The organism is Stenotrophomonas sp. LST15-1-1.1, from assembly GCF_040815575.1.
Classification (GTDB): domain Bacteria; phylum Pseudomonadota; class Gammaproteobacteria; order Xanthomonadales; family Xanthomonadaceae; genus Stenotrophomonas; species Stenotrophomonas lactitubi_B.
The window spans coordinates 16,161-36,212 of the sequence record NZ_JBFPNJ010000032.1 but is presented as its reverse complement, the minus strand read 5'-3'; the positions used below and the strand labels follow the sequence as shown (position 1 = coordinate 36,212).

Genomic DNA, 20,052 nt, shown 5'->3' with positions numbered 1-20,052 from the left:
CGCAAGGCGGCAATCATTCGATCACGTCCTCGCGCGGCATCGCCCGCTGGTTGTAAGTGTTGGACATCACATAGCCGTACGCGCCGGCGTCGGCGATCAGCATCACATCATCCGGCGCGGTCGACACCGGCAGCTTGCGGCGCTTGCCGAACACATCGCTGGATTCGCAGATGGGACCGACCACATCGAACGCCGCTTCGGCGTAACCGCCCTGGCGGCTGAGGTTTTCGATGTCGTGCCAGGCGTCGTACAGTGCCGGGCGCATCAGCGTGTTCATACCGGCATCCAGGCCGACACGGCGTACGCCGTCCTTCTCCACCACCTGGGTGGCGTGGGTCAGCAGCACGCCCGATTCGGCCACCAGGAAGCGGCCCGGCTCGATCGCCAGGCGGAACGCCGGATGCAGCGCCTTGACCTCGGCCAGGCCCTCGGCCCAGGCCTCCAGGTCGAACGGTTCGTCTTCGTCGCTGTACGGGATCGGCAGGCCACCACCGATATCGATGGTGTGCACGCTGCCGATACGACGCGCAAAGCCCGCCAGCTCATCGCACATCAGGCGCCAGTGCTGGGCGGTTTCCACGCCGCTGCCCAGGTGCGCATGCAGACCGACCACGCGCGTGCCCAGCTCGGTGGCCGCGCGCACGAACTCGTCCACGCGCGCGATCGGCAGGCCGAACTTGGATTCCTTGCCACCGGTGCGGACCTTGGCGTGGTGGCCTTCGCCACGGCCCAGGTCCACGCGCAGCCACAGCTCGCGGTTGCGGAACAGGTCCGGCCAGCGCTGCAGGGCTTCGACGTTGTCGACAGTGACGGTCACGCCCAGCGCGAACGCCGCTTCGTACTCGCTGCGCGGGCAGAAGCTGGGAGTGAACAGCACGCGCTTGGGCGACAGTTCCGGAATAGCCTGGAACACATGCTTCAGCTCGCCGTGCGACACGCATTCCAGGCCGAAACCTTCGGCTTCCAGCAGCTGCAGGATGGCCGGATGGCTGTTGGCCTTGATCGCGTAGTAGCGCTGGTCGATCGGCTTGATCGCCGCCAGCGCACGGGCACGCGCCCGTACCGTCGGCAGGTGATAGACGTAGCGCGGCGTGCCGGCATCGGCCAGCTGCAGCAGGTGCGTACGCTGGCCGCGCCACCACGGCGTACCGCGCGGGCGCACGGTGCCGGCGATTTCGCGCCAGCGCGGGCCGAACACTTCGGTCTCTTCCACCGGCATCGCGCCGCTGTCGATCAGTTCGGCGTGCAGGATCGGCAGCAGGCCATCGGCATCGGCCTCGTCGATGACGAAGGTCAGGTTCAGGTCGTTGGACGACTGCGAGATCATGTGCACGCGCTCACGACCGAAGGTCGCCCACACATCCGACAGCTTGTGCAGCAGCGAGCGCATGCCCAGGCCGACCAGGGTGATCGCCGCGCACGGCACGATCACCTTGACCTTGCAGATCTGCGACAGGTCGGCCGACAGCGCGGCCAGCACATCGGTGTTGACCAGGTTCTCGGACGGATCCAGCGACACGGTGACGTTGGTCTCGGCCGAACCGATCAGGTCCACCGACAGGCCGTGCTTCTTGAACAGGCCGAATACATCGGCGAGGAAGCCGACCTGCTGCCACATGCCGATGCCTTCCATCGACACCAGCACGATGCCGTTGCGGCGGCTGATCGCCTTCACCCCCGGTACCGGCGCGGCGTTGCCGTCGATGCTGGTACCCGGCAGTTCCGGGCGCTCGGTATCGAGGATCGCCATCGGCACGCCGGCATCGCGGCACGGCTTGATCGAGCGCGGGTGCAGCACCTTGGCGCCGGTGGTGGCGATTTCCTGCGCTTCGTAATAATCCAGGCGGGTCAGCAGGCGCGCGTCCGGCACGTCCTTGGGATTGGCGCTGAACATGCCCGGCACATCGGTCCAGATCTCCACGCGGCTGGCGCCGAGCAGCGCACCGAAGTACGCCGCCGACGTATCCGAACCGCCGCGGCCGAGAATGGCCGTGCCACCGTCGGCATGACGCGAGATGAAACCCTGGGTGATCAGCAGGCGCGTGGGCTGCGCGCGGAAGCGCTGCGCCCACTCGGCATCGGCACGCCACTGGCAGTTCACCGACAGGCGCTGCGACCAGTCGCTCTGGTTCGGCTGCGGCGGCAGCGCGTCCAGCCACTGGCGCGCATCCATCCAGCCGAAATCCAGGCCGCTGGCACGCAGGTAAGCCGCGCCCAGGCTGGAAGACAGCAGTTCACCCTGGCCCAGCACTTCGGCCTGCCAGTCCAGCGGTCGGCTCGGCGCACGCGGGTCGTCAAGCAGGCCCTGCAGTGCGGCCAGGCGCTCGGCCAGCACTTCGGCGCCCAGGCCCAGTTCTTCCAGGAAGCCCTGGTGGCGCTCGACCAGCGCCGCCACGCGATCACGGCTGTCCGGCGCGCCATCGGCAATCGCGGTCAGTTCGTTGGTGACCCCGGACAGTGCCGAAACCACTACCAGCACGCGCGCGCCAGTCTCTTCCGACCGTTTTTTCGCCAGCTTCCCGATCGTGTCCCAGCGGTGGCGACGCGACACCGAGGTGCCGCCGAACTTCAGTACGATCCAACGATCGACAAGGGGGGAAGCTGACATGGATAGGCTATGTGTAATGTGGGGAAGCCGCCCTTGGGGGCGGAACCTTCGATTCTAAGCCCAATACACCCGTCAATGACCGCCTACCGCTACCTGCAGCTCGATGTCTTCGCCCATCACCCCGGTACCGGCAACCCGCTCGGTGTCGTGTTCGACGCGGATGGGCTGTCCACCGACCGCATGCAGGCCCTGGCTGCCTGGCTGAACCTGTCCGAGACCGTGTTCTTCCTGCGCCCCACCGCTGCCGGCGCCGACTACCACGTCCGCATCTTCACCCCCGCCAGCGAGCTGCCCTTCGCCGGCCATCCCAGCGTGGGCGCCGCCTGGGCCGCGGTCACCTGCGGCCTTGTGCAGCCACGCGACGGGACCCTGGTACAGCAGTGCGCGGCCGGCCTGCTGCCGGTGCAGGTCGCCGGCACGGCCAACGCGCCCACCATCCGCCTGGCCAGCCCAGCGGCGCGCCTGCTGCCGACAGCATCGGGTGCCGTCCCGGAAGCGCTGCGCGCCGTCATCGCCGAGGGCCAGGGCGCCGAACTCTGGGAAAACGGCCCGCGCTGGTGGCTGCTGCCGTTGCGCGATGCCGACGCCGTGCGCAAGCTGGTACCGGACATGGCGGCCCTGCGCGACTGGAGCATGGCCACCGATGCGCTCGGCGCAGCCGTGTTCGCGCTCGAACCCGGTGCCGACCATGATCTGGTGGTGCGTGCGTTCTGCCCTGCGGATGCGCCCAACGTGCCCGAGGATCCGGTGACCGGCAGCGTCAACGCGCTGATCGGCGCTTGGCTGCGGCAGCGCAATGCCCTGCCCGGCAAGAACGGGAGCTATGTAGCCAGCCAGGGCCGCGAGGTCGGTCGCGACGGCCGCGTCCAGGTCACCGTCGACGCGCAGGGCACGGTATGGATCGGTGGCCAGGTGCAGCCGGTGATCGACGGCCACATCCGCTGGTAGCGCCGGGCCACGCCCGCCGGCCTGCCGCGCTGCGCGCTCGCGGGGCATGGCCCCGCGCTACCCTATGCGGCCTGTTTCCTGGAGTTCCCGCCTGATGTCCGCACGCCGTTTCCTGCAGCTGGATGTGTTTTCCCCGCGCCCGGGCGCTGGCAATCCGCTGGCTGTCGTGCTTGATGCCGAAGGCCTGGACGATGCAGCGATGCAGGCCATCGCCCGCTGGACCCGCCTGCCCGAAACTACTTTCGTGTTCCCGGCACAGACGGCCGGCAGCAGCTATCGACTGCGCATGTTCAGCCCGCAGAAGGAAGTGCCGTTCGCGGGCCATCCCAGCGTCGGCACTGCCCATGCGGTGCTGCAGGCAGGCATCGCCGTGCCGGTTGACGGAGTACTGGTGCAGGACGGCATCGCCGGGGCGATGCCACTGCGCGTGACCGGCGAAGGCGCCCAGCAGCGCATCGCCATCCGTACGCCGCGTGCACAGCTGGCCGAGACCGCGGCAGCCGACGATCCGCGCCTGCAGCCTGCCTTGCAGGGCTGGCCGCTGGGTGCGCTGCCGCCGGCGCGCATGCAGGGCGGCCGCAGCTGGTGGGTCGTGCAGGTGGCGGACGAGGCCGCGTTGCGCGCCCTGCGCCCGGAGTGGGATGCGATCGCCACACTGGCTGAATCGACCGACAGCATGGGCGTGTTCGCCTACGCCTTTGCCGATGGCAGCGAAGGCTACGACCTGGCCGTGCGCGCCTTCGTTGGCAACGGACGCCGCTTCGAGGATGCGGCTTCCGGTGCCGCCAACGCCGTGCTGGCGGCCTGGCTGGACCTGCGCGATGCCCTGCCGCGCGGCCGCACGCCCTTCGAAGTCAGCCAAGGCCGCGAGGTCGGCCACGATGCGCGCCTGACCCTGCTCGTCGACGAAGACGGCGAAGTCTGGTCCGGTGGCCAGGTGCAGACGGTGATCACCGGCACCATCGACTGGTGATTGCCCGCACGCGGGGTAGCGCCGGGCCATGCCCGGCGCTAGCGCCTTCTCAGCCCAGCTCGGCTTCCAGGCTGATCGGCACTGCGCTCAGCGCCTTGGAAACCGGGCAGTTCTGCTTGGCGTCATCGGCGATCGCGCGGAACTGGGTCGCATCGATTCCCGGCACCACCGCCTTCACTTTCAGCCGGATCTGCGACAGCTGCGGGCCGCCTTCCATCGACAGATCGACCTTGGCTTCGGTATCCAGCGAGGTCGGGGTGAACCCGGCTTCGCCGAGCTTGGCCGACAGCGCCATGGTGAAACAACCGGCGTGCGCGGCGGCGATCAGTTCCTCGGGGTTGGTGCCCTTTTCATCACCGAAACGGCTGTTGAAACCGTAGCGGGTCTTGTCCAGCAGGCCGCTCTGTGGCGTGCTCAACTGGCCTTTGCCCGACTTCAGGTCGCCTTCCCAATGCGCGGTTGCGTGTCGCGAGATTCCCATGTCCTGCTCCGTTGTGGCTGCGATGAACCAATACCCTGGCACGCACCGCGTTAGCCCTGCGTCGCTCCGCCGCATGCGCCGCGCCTGTCCCGAGCCAGCGAGTGGACACTTCTTCGCCATCACCCCGGCGATTTCCCCCTTGTTTTCAGTCATTTCGCCAACCCGACCGAAAACAACAACAGCGCAATGCAGTGCACCACGGCCCCCGCTTCCCCCACTGCCAGCCATGTACTGAATCGGCCTGGATATGAAAAAACATGCACTTTCAGCGCTCCAGGCTATTGGCGGCGCCCAAGAGTTGCCCTACATTGCGCTTGCCGACGGGGTTCGGCGCCGACCAAACAACCAACCGTTCACGGAACAGGAAACCATGGCAAAGACCGCTAAGAAGGCTGCCCCGAAGAAGGCAGTGAAGAAAGTCGCGACGAAGGCTGCCGCCGCCAAGCCGGCCGCTCCGAAGCCGATCAAGGAAGTGCTGACCAAGTCGGGCCTGGTTGCACACATCGCTGAAGTCTCCGGCGTTGTCGCCAAGGACGTCCGCGCTGTGCTGGCCTCGCTGGAAGGCGCTGTCGCCGCTTCGGTGCACAAGAAGGGCGCCGGCTCGTTCACCCTGCCGGGCCTGCTGAAGATCAGCACCGTCAATGTGGCAGCCAAGCCGAAGCGCAAGGGCATCAACCCGTTCACCAAGGAAGAGCAGTGGTTCGCCGCCAAGCCGGCCACCACCAAGCTCAAGGTTCGCCCGCTGAAGAAGCTCAAGGACGCTGCGCTCTAAGCGCGCGCCCTGCAGCGGATACCTGGCGGGACGGCCTTGGCCGTCCCGTTTTTTTTTGCCCGCTCTCCAGTGAATCCACGCCACGCGTGGATGCCGCCCCCTGCGACCCCGCAACACAGCGTTTCCCGCGCCCGCGCAATCACCCGCACAGGCCCGCCGCCCATGGCCGCGCCGCTGTTTTTCCAGTGCAGGAACGAACCGGGTGGAACACTGCGTGCAGCCCCGGCCATCGCCGCCGACCGATGCCTTGCCTATGGTGGAGCCATTCCTCCCCACCAGTGCGAGCACCCCTCATGGCCAGCCCCTCCACCCGCTACCGGATCTCGGTGACCCCGATCGAAAAAGACGGGCACCAGTGCACCGGGCGCTGCACCATCGAACTGGAACACCGCGCCAGCCGCGACCTGATGCGCCTGCTGGAATCGGCACCGCGCACGGCCGGGCTGAGCGGCGACGACCGTGCCACCCTGGTGGTGGCGACCCAGCTGCTGCGTGACATCGTGCAGCGCCATGCGGACACCGACGGCCATGCACTGGCCGCGATCGCCGCACAGGTGCTGCCGGCGCTGGATGCGCTGGAGCAGCTTCCCTCTTCGCGCTGAGCCGGCCCCGGCCGCTACACTGCCGCCTTCCAGGTCGCCTCGGGGAGGAGGCAGACATGCGCGGTTCTCTTTGCTTGTTGATCCCGTTGCTTGTGGTGGGGTGTTCCAACCCGATGCCTCCAGCCGAGTCCAGCTCGTCGGAGCCAACCTCAACCGCAACTTCCCCTTCCGTGCCATCGACGAATACGGCACCGGAATCAGCTGCCCTCGACGCCGTCACCGTCGACCCGCTGTATGGCGCCGTTGCCAACGGCAGCGAAACGCCCGCAGCGATGCTCAACCGCTACATGCTCGATCTGCTCAACCAGAACAAGGCGCGCAGCAATGCGGCCTGGGCCCATGCCCCGGCCGACCCGCGCCATGCTGACGATGCCGTGCTGCGCCTGTTGCCCGATGTACGCAACCTGCGCCTGGACAGTGATGTGGCGGTGCCGCGCGACGATGGCCAGCCGCCGCGCCTGCTGGAGGTGCCGGTGAAGATCCGCGCGCTGACCGCCAGCGGCACCTTCCGTTACCACGGCTGGTACCGCGTACAACCCAGTGCCGATGGCCGCGCCTGGCAGATCCAGTCGGCCAGGCTGCAGCCAACGCTGGACTGAACCGTTGCAGCGGTGTGTACCCGCGATTCAGCGGGCAAAGCTACTCTGTAGACCTCTTTGATCCTTCTTCCGGTCACCGCCATGCGCCTGCGTTCCCTGATGACCCGCCTTGCCGCCTCGACCGTGCTGATCGCTGCCGCGATCGGTGCGCAGGCCGCCCCTTCGATCTCCGGTCGTGAACTGGCGGTTGGCGCCAGCGACGTGCAGCAGTACCTGGACGGCAGCTTCCCGCGCACCCAGGACGCACTGGGTGGCCTGATCGCGCTGACCATGAGCCACCCGCAGCTGAGCCTGCCGGCAGGCGAGCGATTGAACCTGGGCATGGACGTGGCGCTGGCCACCGCGGGCGGCAACCCGGCCAAGCTGGGCACGGTGAAGCTCAGCAGCGGCCTGCGCTATGACGCGCAGACCCAGGGCTTCCACCTGCAGCAACCGAGCGTGGATGACTTCACCCCGGCCAACCAGGGCGGCCGCCTCGACTCGCGTACGCGCAGCCTGCTCAACGCATGGCTGAGCGACTACGCCCAGCGCGAACCGATCTACAAGCTGGACCCGGCCGTAGCCGGTCTGCTCGGTGCGCTGCAGGTGCAGTCGGCGCAGGTGAAGAACGGCAAGCTGGTGGTGACCTTCAACCAGAACCTGGGCAACCTGGTGCCCGCCGGCGTGCTGGGCAAATAAGCCCCCGCCAAACGGTAGCGCCGGGCCATGCCCGGCGGCTTCTGCCCTTTCCGCGCTTCGCGCTCGCCGGGCATGACCCGGCGCTACCGCATCACCGCATCATGCGGCCAACGCCTTCACCAGCGCCTCGCTGAAAGCAGGAATGTCATCCGGCTTGCGGCTGGTGATCAGGTTGCCGTCCACCACCACTTCCGCGTCGCGCCAGCGCGCGCCGGCATTGGCCAGATCCTGCTGCAGCGACGGCCACGACGTCACCTCGTGTCCCTTCGCCAGCCCGCTGTTGATCAGCAACCAGGGGCCGTGGCAGATCGCCGCCACCGGCCTGCCGGCATCGGCCACGCCGCGGATGAAATTCAACGCCGCTTCGTCGGTACGCAGGGTGTCCGGATTGATCACGCCGCCGGGCAGCAACAGCGCATCGAAACGGCCGGCATCGGCTTCATCCAGCGGCAGATCCACGGCGACCGAATCGCCCCAGTCCTTGTCCTTCCAACCCTTGATGCTGGCCTCTTTGGCCGGCGACACCACGCTGACGCGCGCGCCCTCCGCTTCCAGCAGGCGCTTGGGCTCGATCAGTTCGGACTGCTCGAAACCGTGCGTGGCGAGGATGGCGATCTGCTTGCCGCGTAGGCGCTGTGTCATGTCGTGCTCCAGATGAGGGGGGAGCGGACAGGGTGGGCGACGGCGCATTGAACGACGGTGACCCGTTCGTGCACGGCAGGTGCAGAAACGCCCGGGTAAGCGCCGGGCCATGCCCGGCGGCTTCTGGTTCCGCCCGCGGTTCGCGCTCGCCGGGCATGGCCCGGCGCTACCGGATCAGCGCTTGGGCTGCAGCATCGTGCCGGTGCACTTGGGTGAGCCGCAGCGGCACTCCCAGATCTTCTTCAGCTTGGCGGTGTGACGCTCGGCCAGGGTGATGCCGTAGTTGTAGGTCAGCTCTTCGCCGGCCTTGATATCGCGCAGCGCCTCGATGAACACCTTGTCGCCGCGGCTGTCACCGTCCTCGTTTTCCTCGATCACCGCCTCGCAGTTCGGGTCGCAGCTGTGGTTGATCCAGCGCGCGTCGTTGCCCTTGTAGTTGGCATCGATCACCCAGTCATCGTTGAGGGTGAACAGGAAGGTATGGCCGCTTTCCACATCGCCACTGTCATCGGCATCGACATCGCCGTGGCTGCGCAGCAGGCCCTTGTACTGGATCACGCGCTCGCCCTGCTTGATCGGGGCCACGGAAAACACACCGTTGCCGTGGATGGCGGACTTGCGGGCTTGGATCTTCTTGGGCATCGGCAAGAGACGTTTGCAGCGAAAGGAACGTTGATTCTCGCCCATTCCGGGTGATTGCGAAAATCACCCCCATGCCCCAGCATGTCGCCCCGATGGCCGCCCTCGGCCGCCGACCCGCAGACGGCCCCAAGCGCCCGCTGAATGGCCGGGTTGGATGCCGGCGAATAAAAGCGTACAATTTCAGTCCGCTTTAAGAACCACTCGCATCCCATGTTGCGCGTCACCAAGCTCACCGATTACGCCACCGTCGTACTGACCGTGCTCGCCGCCCGTCCGGGCGAGGTGCTCAGTGCCACCGAACTGGCCGAATTCACCGGTCTGGAGCCGCCCACCGTCAGCAAGGTGCTCAAGCCACTGGCCCAGGCCGGCCTGGTCGAAGGCCTGCGCGGCGTCCGCGGCGGCTACCGGCTGACCCGCCCACCGATCGAGATCTCGCTGTTTGAAGTGGTCGAAGCCATGGAAGGGCCGTTGGCCCTGACCGAGTGCAGCCACGACCACCACCAGTGCGGCATGGCGCCCAAGTGCGGCGCGCGCAGCAGCTGGCGGCTGATCAACGACGTGGTCTCAGAGGCCCTGCGCGATGTCAGCCTGGCGCAGATCCTGCCCCCTCTTCCCCTTGTCGACGAAGAACAGCGCCGCACCATCGCTGTCGACGTCGTCTCCTGATCCGTAGGCAGCCCCCCATGGCCACCGAAACCATCGAAACCGTCGCCAGCGACGACACCCCCAACCGCGAGATCCACGAGCAGCTCGGCCGCAAGTATTCGGCCGGCTTCATCACGGACATCGAATCGGACTCTCTGCCGCCGGGCCTGGACGAGGACACCATCCGCGCCCTGTCGGCGAAGAAGGAAGAGCCGGAATGGATGACGCAGTGGCGCCTGGACGCCTACCGCCACTTCCTGACCATGCCGATGCCGAACTGGGCCAAGCTGCAGATCGCCCCGATCGACCTGCAGGCGCTCAGTTATTACTCCGCGCCGAAGGGCCCGAAGTACGCCTCGCTGGATGACGTGCCGAAGGAACTGCTGGACACCTACGACAAGCTGGGCGTGCCGCTGCACGAGCGCGCCAAGCTGGCCGGCGTAGCGGTGGACGCGGTGTTCGACTCGGTGTCCGTCGGTACCACCTTCCGCAAGGAACTGGCCGAAAAGGGCATCGTGTTCTGCTCGATGTCCGAAGCCATCAAGGAGCACCCGGAACTGGTCAAACAGTACCTCGGCACCGTGGTGCCGGTCGGCGACAACTATTTCGCCGCGCTGAACTCTGCGGTGTTCTCCGATGGCAGCTTCGTGTTCATTCCCAAGGGCGTGCGCTGCCCGATGGAACTGAGCACCTACTTCCGCATCAACGCCGGCCACACCGGCCAGTTCGAGCGCACGCTGATCATCTGCGAAGAGAAGGCGTACGTGTCCTACCTGGAAGGCTGCACCGCGCCGATGCGCGATGAGAACCAGCTGCATGCGGCGGTGGTCGAGCTGGTGACGCTGGACGATGCCGAGATCAAGTACTCCACCGTGCAGAACTGGTACCCGGGCGACGAGAACGGCGTCGGCGGCATCTACAACTTCGTCACCAAGCGTGCCGAATGCCGTGGCGCGCGCAGCAAGGTCACCTGGACCCAGGTCGAGACCGGCTCGGCGATCACCTGGAAGTACCCGTCCTGCGTGCTGCTGGGCGACGACTCGGTGGGTGAGTTCCACTCGGTGGCGCTGACCCATCATCGCCAGCAGGCCGACACCGGCACCAAGATGATCCACGTCGGCAAGCGCACCAAGAGCAAGATCATCAGCAAGGGCATCAGCGCCGGCCGCGGCCAGAACACCTACCGCGGCCTGGTGAAGGTCGACCGCAATGCCGACGGCGCGCGCAACTACACCCAGTGCGATTCGCTGCTGATCGGCAAGCAGTGCGGCGCCCACACCTTCCCCTACATCGAGGTGAAGAACCCGGGTGCCACCGTCGAGCACGAGGCCACCACCTCGAAGATCTCCGACGACCAGCTGTTCTACTGCCGCGCCCGTGGCATCAGCCAGGAAGACGCGGTGTCGATGATCGTCGACGGCTTCTGCAAGCAGGTGTTCCGCGAACTGCCGATGGAATTTGCAGTGGAAGCCAAGAAGCTGCTGGAAGTCTCGCTGGAAGGTTCGGTGGGCTGATCGCCCGCCCTGCCCTCGCACAACGCATTCTTTTTACCGGCGGGCCCCGGCCCGCACCACGGAAACCCCCACCATGCTGAAGATCGAAAACCTCCACGCCCGCATCGGCGACAAGGAAATCCTCAAGGGCCTGTCCCTGGACGTGAAGCCCGGCCAGGTGCACGCCATCATGGGCCCCAACGGCGCCGGCAAGTCCACCCTGGGCAATGTCCTGGCCGGCCGCGACGGCTATGAGGTCACCGAAGGCAGCGTGCAGTTCGAAGGCGTCGACCTGCTCGACCAGGACCCGGAGGCGCGCGCCGCTGCCGGCCTGTTCCTGGCGTTCCAGTACCCGGTGGAAATCCCCGGCGTGAACAACACCTACTTCCTGCGCGCCGCGCTGAATGCACAGCGCAAGGCACGCGGCGAGGAAGAGCTCGATTCCATGCAGTTCCTCAAGCTGGTTCGGCAGAAGCTGGCCGTGCTGCACCTGAAGGACGAACTGCTGCACCGTGGCGTCAACGAAGGCTTCTCCGGTGGCGAGAAGAAGCGCAACGAGATCTTCCAGCTGGCCGTGCTCGAGCCGAAGCTGGCGATCCTGGACGAAACCGATTCGGGCCTGGACATCGATGCGCTGAAGAGCGTGGCCGACGGCGTCAACGCACTGCGCAGCGCCGACCGCTCGTTCCTGGTCATCACCCACTACCAGCGCCTGCTGGACTACATCAAGCCGGACGTGGTGCACGTGCTGGCCGATGGCCGCATCGTCAAGAGCGGCGGCCCGGAACTGGCGCTGGAACTGGAAGCGCACGGCTATGACTTCCTGAAGGACCGGGTCGTGCCCGAGGCGGCGGTCTGATGAACGCCCTGCTCGACTCCATGGCCCAGGCCTTCTGCGGCAGCGATGCGCGCCGCGAAGTGCTCGACAGCGTGCTGCGCGACGGCCTGCCCGGCGCACGCAGCGAAAGCTGGAAGTACACCTCGCTGCGCCAGCTGGAGCGCCGCAGCTTCGCGGCCGCGCCGTTGGCCCCAGCGCTGCTGGATGCCGCCGCGCTGGAGGACATCCCGGCGCCGCGCCTGGTGTTCGTCAATGGCCGCCTCAACGACGCGCTGAGCGACGTGCAGGGCCTGCCGGCCGGCGTGCAGCTGGAAACGCTGTCTTCCGCACTGGCCGCTGGCGAGGACGCCGTGCGCTTCCTCGGCCGCCGCTACGAGCGCAGCGACGAAGTGTTCGCCCGCCTCAACGCTGCCCTCGCCGATGAAGGCGTGGTGCTGCGCGTGGACGACGGCGTGCAGGTCGAGGTGCCGCTGCAGCTGGTGTTCGCCAGCGTCGCCGGCGACACCGACCTGGCCTGGCATCACCGGCACCTGATCGAACTGCGTGCCGGCGCCAGCCTGGGTGTGGTCGAGCACCGCTTCAGCGTCGGTGACTCGGCGCATCTGGACAACACCGTGCTGCACGCCCACGTCGCCCGCGACGCTGTGCTCAAGCACGCCCGCGTGCAGGCCGGCAACTCGCGCCAGACCAGCTTCCTGCGCACCGACGCGGTACTGGCCAAGGACGCGCAGTACCACCGCGTGGACCTGGAGCTGGGTGCCGCGCTCAGCCGCCATGAACTGAACGTGCGTCTGGAAGGCGACAACGCCCAGCTGACCGCCAATGGCGTGCTGCTCGGCACCGGCCGTCGACACGTCGATACCCGTCTGGGCATCGACCATATCGCCCGCGACACCAGCGCCGAGCTGCAGTGGCGTGGCGTGGCCGCCAACCGCAGCCGCGTGGTGTTCCATGGCGGCATCCAGATCCGTGCCGGCGCCGATGGCACCGACGCCAACCTGTCCAACAAGAACCTGCTGCTGTCGGCCGACGCCGAGATCGATACCCAGCCGACGCTGGTGATCGACGCCGACGAAGTGAAGGCCGCACACGGTGCCACCGTCGGCCAGCTCGACGCCAACGCGTTGTTCTACCTGCGCTCGCGCGGCCTGCCGCAGGCCCAGGCGCAGGCGCTGCTGAGCGCCGCGTTCTGCCACGAGCCGCTGAAGGTGCTGCCCGAAGCGTTGCGCGAACAGCTGGCACGCCGGCTGGACAAGGCGCTGGCCGAGGCGGGCGTGGCATGAACCTGTCCACCCCGCGACCGATCGAAGCACCCGCCGACGCCCCCGACTGGGCGCGCGTGCGCCTGGACTTCCCGCTGCTGATGCGCGAAGTGCACGGCAAGCCGCTGGTCTATTTCGACAACGCCAACACCGGCCAGAAACCGGTGCAGGTGATCGGCGCGGTGGACGAGTTCTACCGCCGCTACAACGCCAACGTCAGCCGTGCCGTGCATGCGCTGGGTACCGAGGCCACCGACGCCTACGAGGGCGCGCGCAACAAGCTGGCGCGTTTCCTCAACGTGCGCAGCAACGACCTGGTGCTGTGCAGCGGCACCACCTTCGCGATCAATCTCGTTGCCTACTCCTGGGCCCTGCCCCGGCTCAAGGCCGGCGACGTGATCCTGGTTTCGCGCATGGAACACCACGCCAACATCGTGCCGTGGCAGTTGGTCGCCCAGCGCACAGGCGCGACCATCCGCGTGGCCGAGATCACCCCCGACGGCGCGCTGGACCTGGACGCACTGCGCGCGGCGATGACCGCCGAGGTCAAGCTGCTGGCCGTGGCCCATGTCTCCAACGTGCTCGGCACCATCAACCCGGTGCGCGAGATCTGCCGCGAAGCCCGCAAGCGCGGCATCGTCACCGTGGTCGACGGCTCGCAGGCGGCACCGCACCGCAAGGTCGACGTCACCGCGATCGGCTGCGACTTCTACGCCATCACCGGCCACAAGATGTGCGGCCCGACCGGTACCGGCGCGCTGTGGGCGCGTCGCGAGCACCTGGACGCGATGCCGCCGTTCCTGGGCGGCGGCGAGATGATCAAGGAAGTCAGCTTCGACGGTACCGTGTTCAACGACGCCCCGCACAAGTTTGAAGCCGGCACCCCCAACATCGCCGGCTTCATCGGCCTGGGCGTGGCGGCCGACTATCTGCAGAACGTCGGCCTGGACCATGTGGAAGCGCGCGAAGCCGAGCTGCTGGCTCACTTCACCGAAGAGCTGCGTCGGGTCGATGGCCTGCGCATCATCGGCGAGGCACCGGAAAAGGCCGCGGTGGTGTCGTTCCTGATCGACGGCGCCCACGCGCACGACCTGGCCACGCTGCTGGATCTGGAAGGTGTGGCCGTGCGCTCGGGCCAGCACTGCGCGCATCCGCTGCTGCAGTACTACGGCGTGGCGGCGACCTGCCGTGCGTCGTTGGCGTTCTACAACACGCATGAAGAGATCGAGCGGTTCATGACCGCGTTGACGAAGGTGCGGAAGTTGCTGGGGTGAGACCTCAGCCGGGGTCAGAGCCCTTTGCTCGCAAAGGGATCCGACCCCAGCAGAGCGGCAGACCGGGGTCAAATCCCTTTCGCACCGCGAAAGGGCTCTGACCCCATCAGCACCCCAGCCAATCGTCGCTGCGACTGCAGCGCTCCACGTATCTCCGCCAGATCACCCGCAGGAATACCCTGCTCGATGAACTCCGCGTAGCGTCTGCATCGTTCATCCGCATCAGAAGCAATGAGCTCGAATGCCGAATGCGGCACGAGCAGTGCGTTCGTCCTGCCCTGCGCATTGGCTCGATAGCTCGACCAGCGATAGTCCCCGGGATGCGCCACCATCCCCGCCCGCACCGGATTGAGCTCGATGTACCGCTGGCAGGCAAGCAGGTAGCGATCGGTATCCACCAACGTGGAATGAAAACGTCCCTCCCACAGGGATCCCGTGCGGCCGTGCCGATCATTCACACGGCGCACGTAGGCACGATTCACTGCCTGCATCATCCGCGACAGCCCGCCGGAAGCATCGGGCGTGACCAGCATATGGATATGGTTGTTCATCAATGCATAGGCGTGGACCCGGCACTGCTGCTGGTCGGCGTGATGACACAGCAGGCGCAGATAGGCGACCCGGTCGCCATCAGCGAGGAACACTACTTGGCGATTGTTGCCGCGCTGGACGACATGTTGTGGGTATCCGGGCGCATCGATCCGTCGCGGCCTTGGCATCGGCTTTTCCTCGAAACACGGGGTCAGAGCCCTTCGCTGCGCAAAGGGATCTGACCCCGAGCATCTGCCGATTCCGCGCCCGTACCAGTCGGTCCATGACCTGTCGTTGAGTCGGTAGACGCTGGGGTTAGAGCCCTTCTGCGCCGCAGAAGGGATCCGACCCCGGCAATCCCCCATTTGCGCCCGCCCCCGCCCCACCTAGAATGCCCCCATGATCACCCTGACCTTCCGCGCCGCCACGTCGGCCGACATCCCCGCCCTGATCACCCTGGTCACCTCGGCCTACCGCGGCGACGCCAGCCGCGTCGGCTGGACCACCGAAGCCGACCTGCTGGACGGCGCCCGCGTCGACGCCGCAGGCATCCAGGGCGACCTGGACCGCCCGCGCTCGACCATCCTGCTTGCCGAACGCGACGGCCAGCTGGTGGCCTGTGCCCACGTCGCCGACGTCGACGGCAAGGGCTACTTCGGCATGTTCTCGGTCGATCCGGCCCAGCAGGGCGGTGGCGTCGGCAAGCAGTTGATGGACGCCGCCGAAGCCCATGCCGCGCGCGAATGGAACGTGCCGGTGATGCAGATGACGGTGATCGACGTGCGCGACGAACTGATCGCCTTCTACGAGCGCCGCGGCTACCAGCGCACCGGCATCAAGAAGCCGTTCCCGTATGGCGACGAACGTTTCGGCATCCCCAAGCGCGACGACCTGCGCTTCGAGATCCTGGAAAAGCCGCTGGCCGGGGCAACGGCGTGAGCGAGGCCTGGACCTTTGTCTGCGCCGGCGCCGAACTGCTGCCGGGCGAAATGAAGAGCGTGTTCGACGAGGTCACCGGTACGCCGATCGTGGTGTTCAACCTCGACGGGGAACTGTATGCCCTGGAAGACCAATGCACGCATGAAGAGTTCGAGCTGTCCTCGGGCGAGTTCAACACCACCGAAGGCAGCATTGAATGCGTGCTGCATGGTGCGCGCTTCGACGTGCGCGATGGCCGCGCCCTGTGTGCGCCGGCCTATACCGCGGTGCCGAAGTTTCCGGTGAAGCGCGAGCACGACGCGGTGTGGACCCGCGACGACCGCGATTGAAGTTCAAGGCATCCACCCATGGGGTGGATCTACTGGAATAGCCTGAGGGGCCTGCCAGGGCCCTTCGGGACCGTCCGGCTGGCCTGCCGCATCGCGTACATGCGAATCATTATCGTTGATGTTATCCTACGTAACATCTTCGTAATGCCCCCGCCTGCGCCATGGCTTCGTCCGCGCCCACCGCCTCGCTGTGCCAGCTCGCCCGTCAGGGGTGGCCGCTGCTCGTGGCCGCGCTGCTGACGCTGCTGCTGGGCTGGTCGGCGCTGCACGAAGGACGCGGCGGTGGCCACGCCGCCAACGCAGGCTGGCAAGCGCATCTGCACGATATCGAGCAGGTCGCTCCGCTGCCGGCGCCTTCCGGCGACGAATGCCCACACCACGCCGCCCCCGCCCCGGAACCTCCGGCGGATGGTGAAGGCGGCACGCCCTGCGCCGGCACTGCCCCGCCGCGTGCTGCGCTGGTGGCCCACATCCCGTTGTGGCACTCCGATGCCCTGCGCTGGCAACTGCACGACCCCTCACTGCGCCTGAATCCCGGCCACGCACCTCCGGCACCGCACGCCATCTGAGGCGCCCTGCGGCCGTTGTCGCGCGCCTGATTGCGTTTCCGGCCAGCCGAGCATGGCTCGGCTCCATAGAACCCGCCTCCTGCCTGCCGCCGCGCGCCCAGCCGTGCTGGCCGGCGCTCGCTCATTCCCCATCCAAGCCACCGCCAACCTACCCATGACCCATATCAAGACCCGCAAGTACGCACCTCGCGTTTCGGTACTGGCCACCGCCACCCTCGCCGCCGGCTTCGCGCCGCTGGCCGTACAGGCGGCCGACGACGCCGGCGCCAGCAAGGCCACCGAACTGGACAAGGTCCAGGTGCGCGGCAGCTGGTTCAACCCGTCCTCGCCGAAGTTCACCGCTGCGCTGCTGGACACCCCGAAGTCGGTCTCGATCGTCTCGGAAAAGCTGATCGCCGAAACCGGTGCGACCAACCTGCAGGATGCGCTGCGCATGGTCCCGGGCATCACCTTCGGTGCCGGCGAAGGCGGCAACCCGACCGGTGACCGCCCCTTCATCCGCGGCTTCGACTCGCAGAGCAACATGTTCGTCGACGGCCTGCGCGACGTCGGCTCGCAGACCCGCGAAGTGTTCGACCTGGAGCAGGTGGAAGTGGTCAAGGGCCCGAGCTCGGCCTACGGCGGTCGTGACTCCGGTGGTGGCAGCCTCAACCTGGTCAGCAAGACCCCGAAGCTGAAGAACGAGACCACTGCCAGCATGGGCATCGGCACCGACAGCTACGCACGCGGCACAGTGGATGCCAACTACGTGCTGGGCGATGGCATCGCCGCGCGCCTGAACCTGATGAAGCACGAGTCGGACATCGCAGGTCGTGACGCGGCCAACGTCAGCCGCTGGGGCATCGCGCCGTCGATCGCGTTCGGCCTGAACGGCCCGGCGCAGCTGATCGCCAGCCACTACCACATGCAGAGCGACGACCTGCCCGACGCAGGCGGCTTCCCGTACGGCAATCCGAACGGCGCACCGGTGTCGAAGTGGGTCGACGGCCGCCCGATGGTGCCCGACCGCAACAACTATTACGGTCTGGTGGACCGCGATTTCCAGCGCACCCGCGCCGACATCAGCACCCTGGACGGCAGCTACGACTTCGGCAGCCACAAGCTGCGCAACATCGCGCGCCTGGGCAACACCAGCAACGATTACCTGTGGACCCAGCCGGACGACAGCCAGGGCAACCCGAACAACTACGGCACCTTGTGGCGCCGTACCAACAGCCGCGCCGTCGACGTCAAGAGCTTCGCCGACCAGCTGAGCCTGACCGGTGCGTTCCAGACCGGTGCGCTGAAGCACAGCTACAGCGCTGGCCTGGAATACAGCGATGAAAAGATGACCCGTGGCAGCTACCTGATGACCCCGGGCACCAACAACCCGCTGACCAACAGCAGCAAGTGCCCCACCACCGGCGCTGCCACCGGCTACAACTGCACCAGCTTCGACAACCCGAACCCGAACGATCCGTGGGCGGCCACCCATGCGGTGTACCGCAGCGACAAGGCGCTGGACGTCGAGCAGCGCACCAAGACCACGTCTGCCTACCTGTTCGACACCATCGAACTGAACGCGCAATGGATGATCAACGTCGGCCTGCGTTACGACGACTTCTCCACCACCCTGACCACCCCGGTGGCCGGCAAGGCGCCGACCCGCGTGCGCAACGACAACGACTTCCTGAACTACCAGGCCGGCATCGTCTTCAAGCCGGCTGCCAACGGCAGCATCTACCTGTCCTACGGCACCTCCTCCACCCCGCCGGGCATGGACGGTGGCGATGGTTCCGATGGCCTCAGCGCGGCCGTGGCCGACCTCAAGCCGCAGGACACCAAGAATCTCGAACTGGGCACCAAGTGGGACCTGTTTGACAACCGCCTGAACCTGACCGCGGCGATCTTCCACACCGTGATGGACAACGCGCGCGTGACCGTGGACAACGGCACCAGCCAGAACGCCGGCAAGAAGGAAATCAACGGTGTGGAACTGGGCTTCACCGGCCAGCTGACCGACGCCTGGAGCCTGTACGGCGGCTACACCTACCTGGATTCGGAACTGAAGGACAACGGCTTCGTCTGCGCCGTGTCCGGCCGTACCTGCCCGTCCAACGTCTACGTGCCCTCGCCCTACAACGGCAACGTGTTCCCGAACACCGCCAAGCACAGCGCCACGCTGTGGACCACCTATCGCTTCCCGTTCGGCCTGACCGTCGGCGCCGGTGCCAACTACTCCGACAAGCAGTACGGTGATGTGGCCAACACCAAGTGGATCCCCAGCTACACCCGCTTCGATGCGATGGCCAGCTACGCGATCCAGGACAACATCAGCCTGCAGTTGAACGTGCAGAACCTGACCGACAAGACCTACTTCACCAAGGCCTATGCGTCGCACTACGCGAGCATCGCTCCGGGTCGTTCGGCCACCCTGGCACTGAACGTAAAGTTCTGATGTAACCCGCAGCACCCGCACGGCGGCAGGATCTCCTGCCGCCGTTTTTGTTTCCGGCGATACTCCGCGCATGGCTTCCAACACCCCGTTTGATTCCGACGTCCTGGCAGACCTGCTGCTGCACGACCCGCAGGCCGCCTTTGCGCGCGTGCGCGATGCGGCACAGGCCGGGCAGGTCGAGGCGCAGCTGCTGCTCGCGCAGATGCACATGGAAGGCAAAGGCACGCCGGAAGATGCTGCTGCGGCCCTGCTCTGGTACGAGACCGCAGCCAATAACGGCGCGCCGATGGCGATGAACATGCTCGGCCGCTGCCACGAGCTGGGCCAGGGCACCGCCGCCAATCCTTCGCTTGCCGCGGTCTGGTACCGGCGCGCGGCCGACACCGGTCTGGACTGGGGCCTATACAACCTGGCCAACCTGCTGGCCACCGGCCGTGGCGTGCCGCAGGACCGTGCGCAGGCACTGGCGCTGTATACCCGCGCGGCGCATCTGGGCCACGCCAAGTCAATGAACCTGCTGGCCCGACACTTGGAAGATGGACTGGACACCGGACGCGATCCGCAGGCCGCGCTGGCCTGGTATCGACGCGCGGCCGAGGCCGGCGATTTCCGCGGCCAGGCCAACTACGCCTCGATCCTGCTGCAGGCCGGTGAAATCGAACAGGCCGTGTATTGGCTGCGGTTGGCGCTGCAGCACGGCAGTCCCGCCTTCATGGCGCATATCGTGCCCGAGCTGGCCGCCTCACCCCACCCGCAGGTGCGCGCCCTGGTCGCACCATCCGCTTGCTGA

The 20,052-nt window shown here is 67.0% G+C and carries 22 protein-coding genes; 17 read left to right on the top strand and 5 right to left on the bottom strand.

Annotated features, from left to right (window positions below; genetic code table 11):
* Nucleotides 1–13: 13 nt before the first annotated feature.
* Nucleotides 14–2,608: a bifunctional aspartate kinase/diaminopimelate decarboxylase gene (locus MRBLST15_RS18005; RefSeq protein ID WP_265952648.1), complete on the bottom strand. Its 2,595-nt coding sequence runs from the start codon at nt 2,606–2,608 to the stop codon at nt 14–16.
* A gap of 75 nt (nt 2,609–2,683) precedes the next feature.
* Here MRBLST15_RS18005 and MRBLST15_RS18000 point away from each other — a divergent pair, with 75 nt between their 5' ends.
* Nucleotides 2,684–3,556: a PhzF family phenazine biosynthesis protein gene (locus tag MRBLST15_RS18000; RefSeq protein WP_367787168.1), complete on the top strand. Its 873-nt coding sequence runs from the start codon at nt 2,684–2,686 to the stop codon at nt 3,554–3,556.
* Between the two features lie 94 nt (nt 3,557–3,650).
* On the top strand, nt 3,651–4,529 hold the full coding sequence (locus MRBLST15_RS17995) for a PhzF family phenazine biosynthesis protein (protein ID WP_367787166.1): 879 nt from the start codon (nt 3,651–3,653) through the stop codon (nt 4,527–4,529).
* Nucleotides 4,530–4,578: 49 nt separating this feature from the next.
* Here the strand turns inward: MRBLST15_RS17995 and MRBLST15_RS17990 are convergent, their stop codons facing one another.
* Nucleotides 4,579–5,010 carry an OsmC family protein gene (locus tag MRBLST15_RS17990; protein ID WP_019659396.1) on the bottom strand — a complete coding sequence of 144 codons (432 nt, stop codon included), beginning with the start codon at nt 5,008–5,010 and terminating at the stop codon, nt 4,579–4,581.
* 370 nt (nt 5,011–5,380) lie between these two features.
* Between MRBLST15_RS17990 and MRBLST15_RS17985 the strand changes: the two genes are divergently transcribed.
* The 4 genes from MRBLST15_RS17985 to MRBLST15_RS17970 all read left to right on the top strand — a co-directional run bounded on the left by MRBLST15_RS17985 (nt 5,381) and on the right by MRBLST15_RS17970 (nt 7,661).
* Nucleotides 5,381–5,782: an HU family DNA-binding protein gene (locus MRBLST15_RS17985; RefSeq protein WP_089239384.1), complete on the top strand. Its 402-nt coding sequence runs from the start codon at nt 5,381–5,383 to the stop codon at nt 5,780–5,782.
* 293 nt (nt 5,783–6,075) lie between these two features.
* A complete protein-coding gene (locus tag MRBLST15_RS17980) occupies nt 6,076–6,384 on the top strand; it encodes a DUF3861 family protein (RefSeq protein ID WP_367787163.1) in 309 nt (102 codons plus the stop codon).
* A 170-nt stretch (nt 6,385–6,554) separates the two neighbouring features.
* Nucleotides 6,555–6,983: a hypothetical protein gene (locus tag MRBLST15_RS17975; RefSeq protein ID WP_367787161.1), complete on the top strand. Its 429-nt coding sequence runs from the start codon at nt 6,555–6,557 to the stop codon at nt 6,981–6,983.
* An 81-nt stretch (nt 6,984–7,064) separates the two neighbouring features.
* Nucleotides 7,065–7,661 carry a DUF1439 domain-containing protein gene (locus MRBLST15_RS17970; RefSeq protein WP_265952642.1) on the top strand — a complete coding sequence of 199 codons (597 nt, stop codon included), beginning with the start codon at nt 7,065–7,067 and terminating at the stop codon, nt 7,659–7,661.
* Between the two features lie 99 nt (nt 7,662–7,760).
* Here the strand turns inward: MRBLST15_RS17970 and MRBLST15_RS17965 are convergent, their stop codons facing one another.
* Nucleotides 7,761–8,303 carry a type 1 glutamine amidotransferase domain-containing protein gene (locus MRBLST15_RS17965; protein ID WP_367787159.1) on the bottom strand — a complete coding sequence of 181 codons (543 nt, stop codon included), beginning with the start codon at nt 8,301–8,303 and terminating at the stop codon, nt 7,761–7,763.
* A gap of 174 nt (nt 8,304–8,477) precedes the next feature.
* A complete protein-coding gene (locus MRBLST15_RS17960; RefSeq protein ID WP_089239376.1) occupies nt 8,478–8,945 on the bottom strand; it encodes an SET domain-containing protein in 468 nt (155 codons plus the stop codon).
* Nucleotides 8,946–9,155: 210 nt separating this feature from the next.
* On the opposite strand from MRBLST15_RS17960, the gene MRBLST15_RS17955 reads away from it, so the two are divergent.
* The 5 genes from MRBLST15_RS17955 to MRBLST15_RS17935 all read left to right on the top strand — a co-directional run bounded on the left by MRBLST15_RS17955 (nt 9,156) and on the right by MRBLST15_RS17935 (nt 14,457).
* The gene (locus MRBLST15_RS17955) at nt 9,156–9,611 is read left to right on the top strand and encodes an SUF system Fe-S cluster assembly regulator (protein WP_265952640.1); all 456 of its coding nucleotides are present in this window, start codon (nt 9,156–9,158) and stop codon (nt 9,609–9,611) included.
* A gap of 17 nt (nt 9,612–9,628) precedes the next feature.
* Nucleotides 9,629–11,104, top strand: a complete 1,476-nt coding sequence (gene sufB / locus MRBLST15_RS17950) for a Fe-S cluster assembly protein SufB (protein ID WP_265952639.1) — start codon at nt 9,629–9,631, stop codon at nt 11,102–11,104.
* Between the two features lie 73 nt (nt 11,105–11,177).
* Complete coding sequence (gene sufC, locus MRBLST15_RS17945) at nt 11,178–11,942, top strand: Fe-S cluster assembly ATPase SufC (protein ID WP_100551762.1); 765 nt, start codon at nt 11,178–11,180, stop codon at nt 11,940–11,942.
* Nucleotides 11,942–13,204, top strand: coding sequence for a Fe-S cluster assembly protein SufD (sufD, locus tag MRBLST15_RS17940; protein ID WP_367787156.1), 1,263 nt, complete (start codon nt 11,942–11,944; stop codon nt 13,202–13,204). The genes sufC and sufD overlap by 1 nt, the downstream gene beginning before the upstream one ends.
* A complete protein-coding gene (locus MRBLST15_RS17935; RefSeq protein WP_025873982.1) occupies nt 13,201–14,457 on the top strand; it encodes a cysteine desulfurase in 1,257 nt (418 codons plus the stop codon). Before sufD ends, MRBLST15_RS17935 begins: the two co-directional genes overlap by 4 nt.
* Before the next feature lie 68 nt (nt 14,458–14,525).
* Here MRBLST15_RS17935 and MRBLST15_RS17930 read toward each other — a convergent pair whose 3' ends face one another.
* Nucleotides 14,526–15,101, bottom strand: coding sequence for a transposase (locus tag MRBLST15_RS17930; RefSeq protein ID WP_367787338.1), 576 nt, complete (start codon nt 15,099–15,101; stop codon nt 14,526–14,528).
* Here MRBLST15_RS17930 and MRBLST15_RS17925 point away from each other — a divergent pair.
* The 6 genes from MRBLST15_RS17925 (at nt 15,021) to MRBLST15_RS17900 (ending at nt 20,052) form a co-directional block, all read left to right on the top strand.
* Nucleotides 15,021–15,230, top strand: a complete 210-nt coding sequence (locus tag MRBLST15_RS17925) for a hypothetical protein (RefSeq protein WP_367787351.1) — start codon at nt 15,021–15,023, stop codon at nt 15,228–15,230. The genes MRBLST15_RS17930 and MRBLST15_RS17925 overlap by 81 nt on opposite strands.
* Nucleotides 15,231–15,387: 157 nt before the next feature.
* Nucleotides 15,388–15,927 (top strand): GNAT family N-acetyltransferase, encoded by a 540-nt coding sequence (locus MRBLST15_RS17920; protein ID WP_367787154.1) that lies wholly within the window; start codon nt 15,388–15,390, stop codon nt 15,925–15,927.
* A complete protein-coding gene (locus MRBLST15_RS17915; RefSeq protein WP_265953382.1) occupies nt 15,924–16,256 on the top strand; it encodes a non-heme iron oxygenase ferredoxin subunit in 333 nt (110 codons plus the stop codon). Before MRBLST15_RS17920 ends, MRBLST15_RS17915 begins: the two co-directional genes overlap by 4 nt.
* A 161-nt stretch (nt 16,257–16,417) precedes the next feature.
* A complete protein-coding gene (locus tag MRBLST15_RS17910) occupies nt 16,418–16,825 on the top strand; it encodes a hypothetical protein (RefSeq protein ID WP_265953381.1) in 408 nt (135 codons plus the stop codon).
* A gap of 154 nt (nt 16,826–16,979) precedes the next feature.
* Entirely contained in the window at nt 16,980–19,262 is a 2,283-nt protein-coding gene (locus tag MRBLST15_RS17905) for a TonB-dependent receptor (protein WP_367787151.1), read from the top strand.
* Between the two features lie 70 nt (nt 19,263–19,332).
* On the top strand, nt 19,333–20,052 hold the full coding sequence (locus tag MRBLST15_RS17900; RefSeq protein WP_367787149.1) for a tetratricopeptide repeat protein: 720 nt from the start codon (nt 19,333–19,335) through the stop codon (nt 20,050–20,052).

Excerpts from the sequence above, each read along its gene's own strand:
- MRBLST15_RS18005 (WP_265952648.1), bottom strand. The coding sequence starts at position 2,608 with ATGTCAGCTTCCCCCCTTGTCGATCGTTGGATCGTACTGAAGTTCGGC.
- MRBLST15_RS18000 (WP_367787168.1), top strand. The coding sequence starts at position 2,684 with ATGACCGCCTACCGCTACCTGCAGCTCGATGTCTTCGCCCATCACCCC.
- MRBLST15_RS17995 (WP_367787166.1), top strand. The coding sequence starts at position 3,651 with ATGTCCGCACGCCGTTTCCTGCAGCTGGATGTGTTTTCCCCGCGCCCG.
- MRBLST15_RS17990 (WP_019659396.1), bottom strand. The coding sequence starts at position 5,010 with ATGGGAATCTCGCGACACGCAACCGCGCATTGGGAAGGCGACCTGAAG.
- MRBLST15_RS17985 (WP_089239384.1), top strand. The coding sequence starts at position 5,381 with ATGGCAAAGACCGCTAAGAAGGCTGCCCCGAAGAAGGCAGTGAAGAAA.
- MRBLST15_RS17980 (WP_367787163.1), top strand. The coding sequence starts at position 6,076 with ATGGCCAGCCCCTCCACCCGCTACCGGATCTCGGTGACCCCGATCGAA.
- MRBLST15_RS17970 (WP_265952642.1), top strand. The coding sequence starts at position 7,065 with ATGCGCCTGCGTTCCCTGATGACCCGCCTTGCCGCCTCGACCGTGCTG.
- MRBLST15_RS17965 (WP_367787159.1), bottom strand. The coding sequence starts at position 8,303 with ATGACACAGCGCCTACGCGGCAAGCAGATCGCCATCCTCGCCACGCAC.
- MRBLST15_RS17960 (WP_089239376.1), bottom strand. The coding sequence starts at position 8,945 with ATGCCCAAGAAGATCCAAGCCCGCAAGTCCGCCATCCACGGCAACGGT.
- MRBLST15_RS17955 (WP_265952640.1), top strand. The coding sequence starts at position 9,156 with ATGTTGCGCGTCACCAAGCTCACCGATTACGCCACCGTCGTACTGACC.
- sufB (WP_265952639.1), top strand. The coding sequence starts at position 9,629 with ATGGCCACCGAAACCATCGAAACCGTCGCCAGCGACGACACCCCCAAC.
- sufC (WP_100551762.1), top strand. The coding sequence starts at position 11,178 with ATGCTGAAGATCGAAAACCTCCACGCCCGCATCGGCGACAAGGAAATC.
- sufD (WP_367787156.1), top strand. The coding sequence starts at position 11,942 with ATGAACGCCCTGCTCGACTCCATGGCCCAGGCCTTCTGCGGCAGCGAT.
- MRBLST15_RS17935 (WP_025873982.1), top strand. The coding sequence starts at position 13,201 with ATGAACCTGTCCACCCCGCGACCGATCGAAGCACCCGCCGACGCCCCC.
- MRBLST15_RS17920 (WP_367787154.1), top strand. The coding sequence starts at position 15,388 with ATGATCACCCTGACCTTCCGCGCCGCCACGTCGGCCGACATCCCCGCC.
- MRBLST15_RS17910 (WP_265953381.1), top strand. The coding sequence starts at position 16,418 with ATGGCTTCGTCCGCGCCCACCGCCTCGCTGTGCCAGCTCGCCCGTCAG.
- MRBLST15_RS17905 (WP_367787151.1), top strand. The coding sequence starts at position 16,980 with ATGACCCATATCAAGACCCGCAAGTACGCACCTCGCGTTTCGGTACTG.
- MRBLST15_RS17900 (WP_367787149.1), top strand. The coding sequence starts at position 19,333 with ATGGCTTCCAACACCCCGTTTGATTCCGACGTCCTGGCAGACCTGCTG.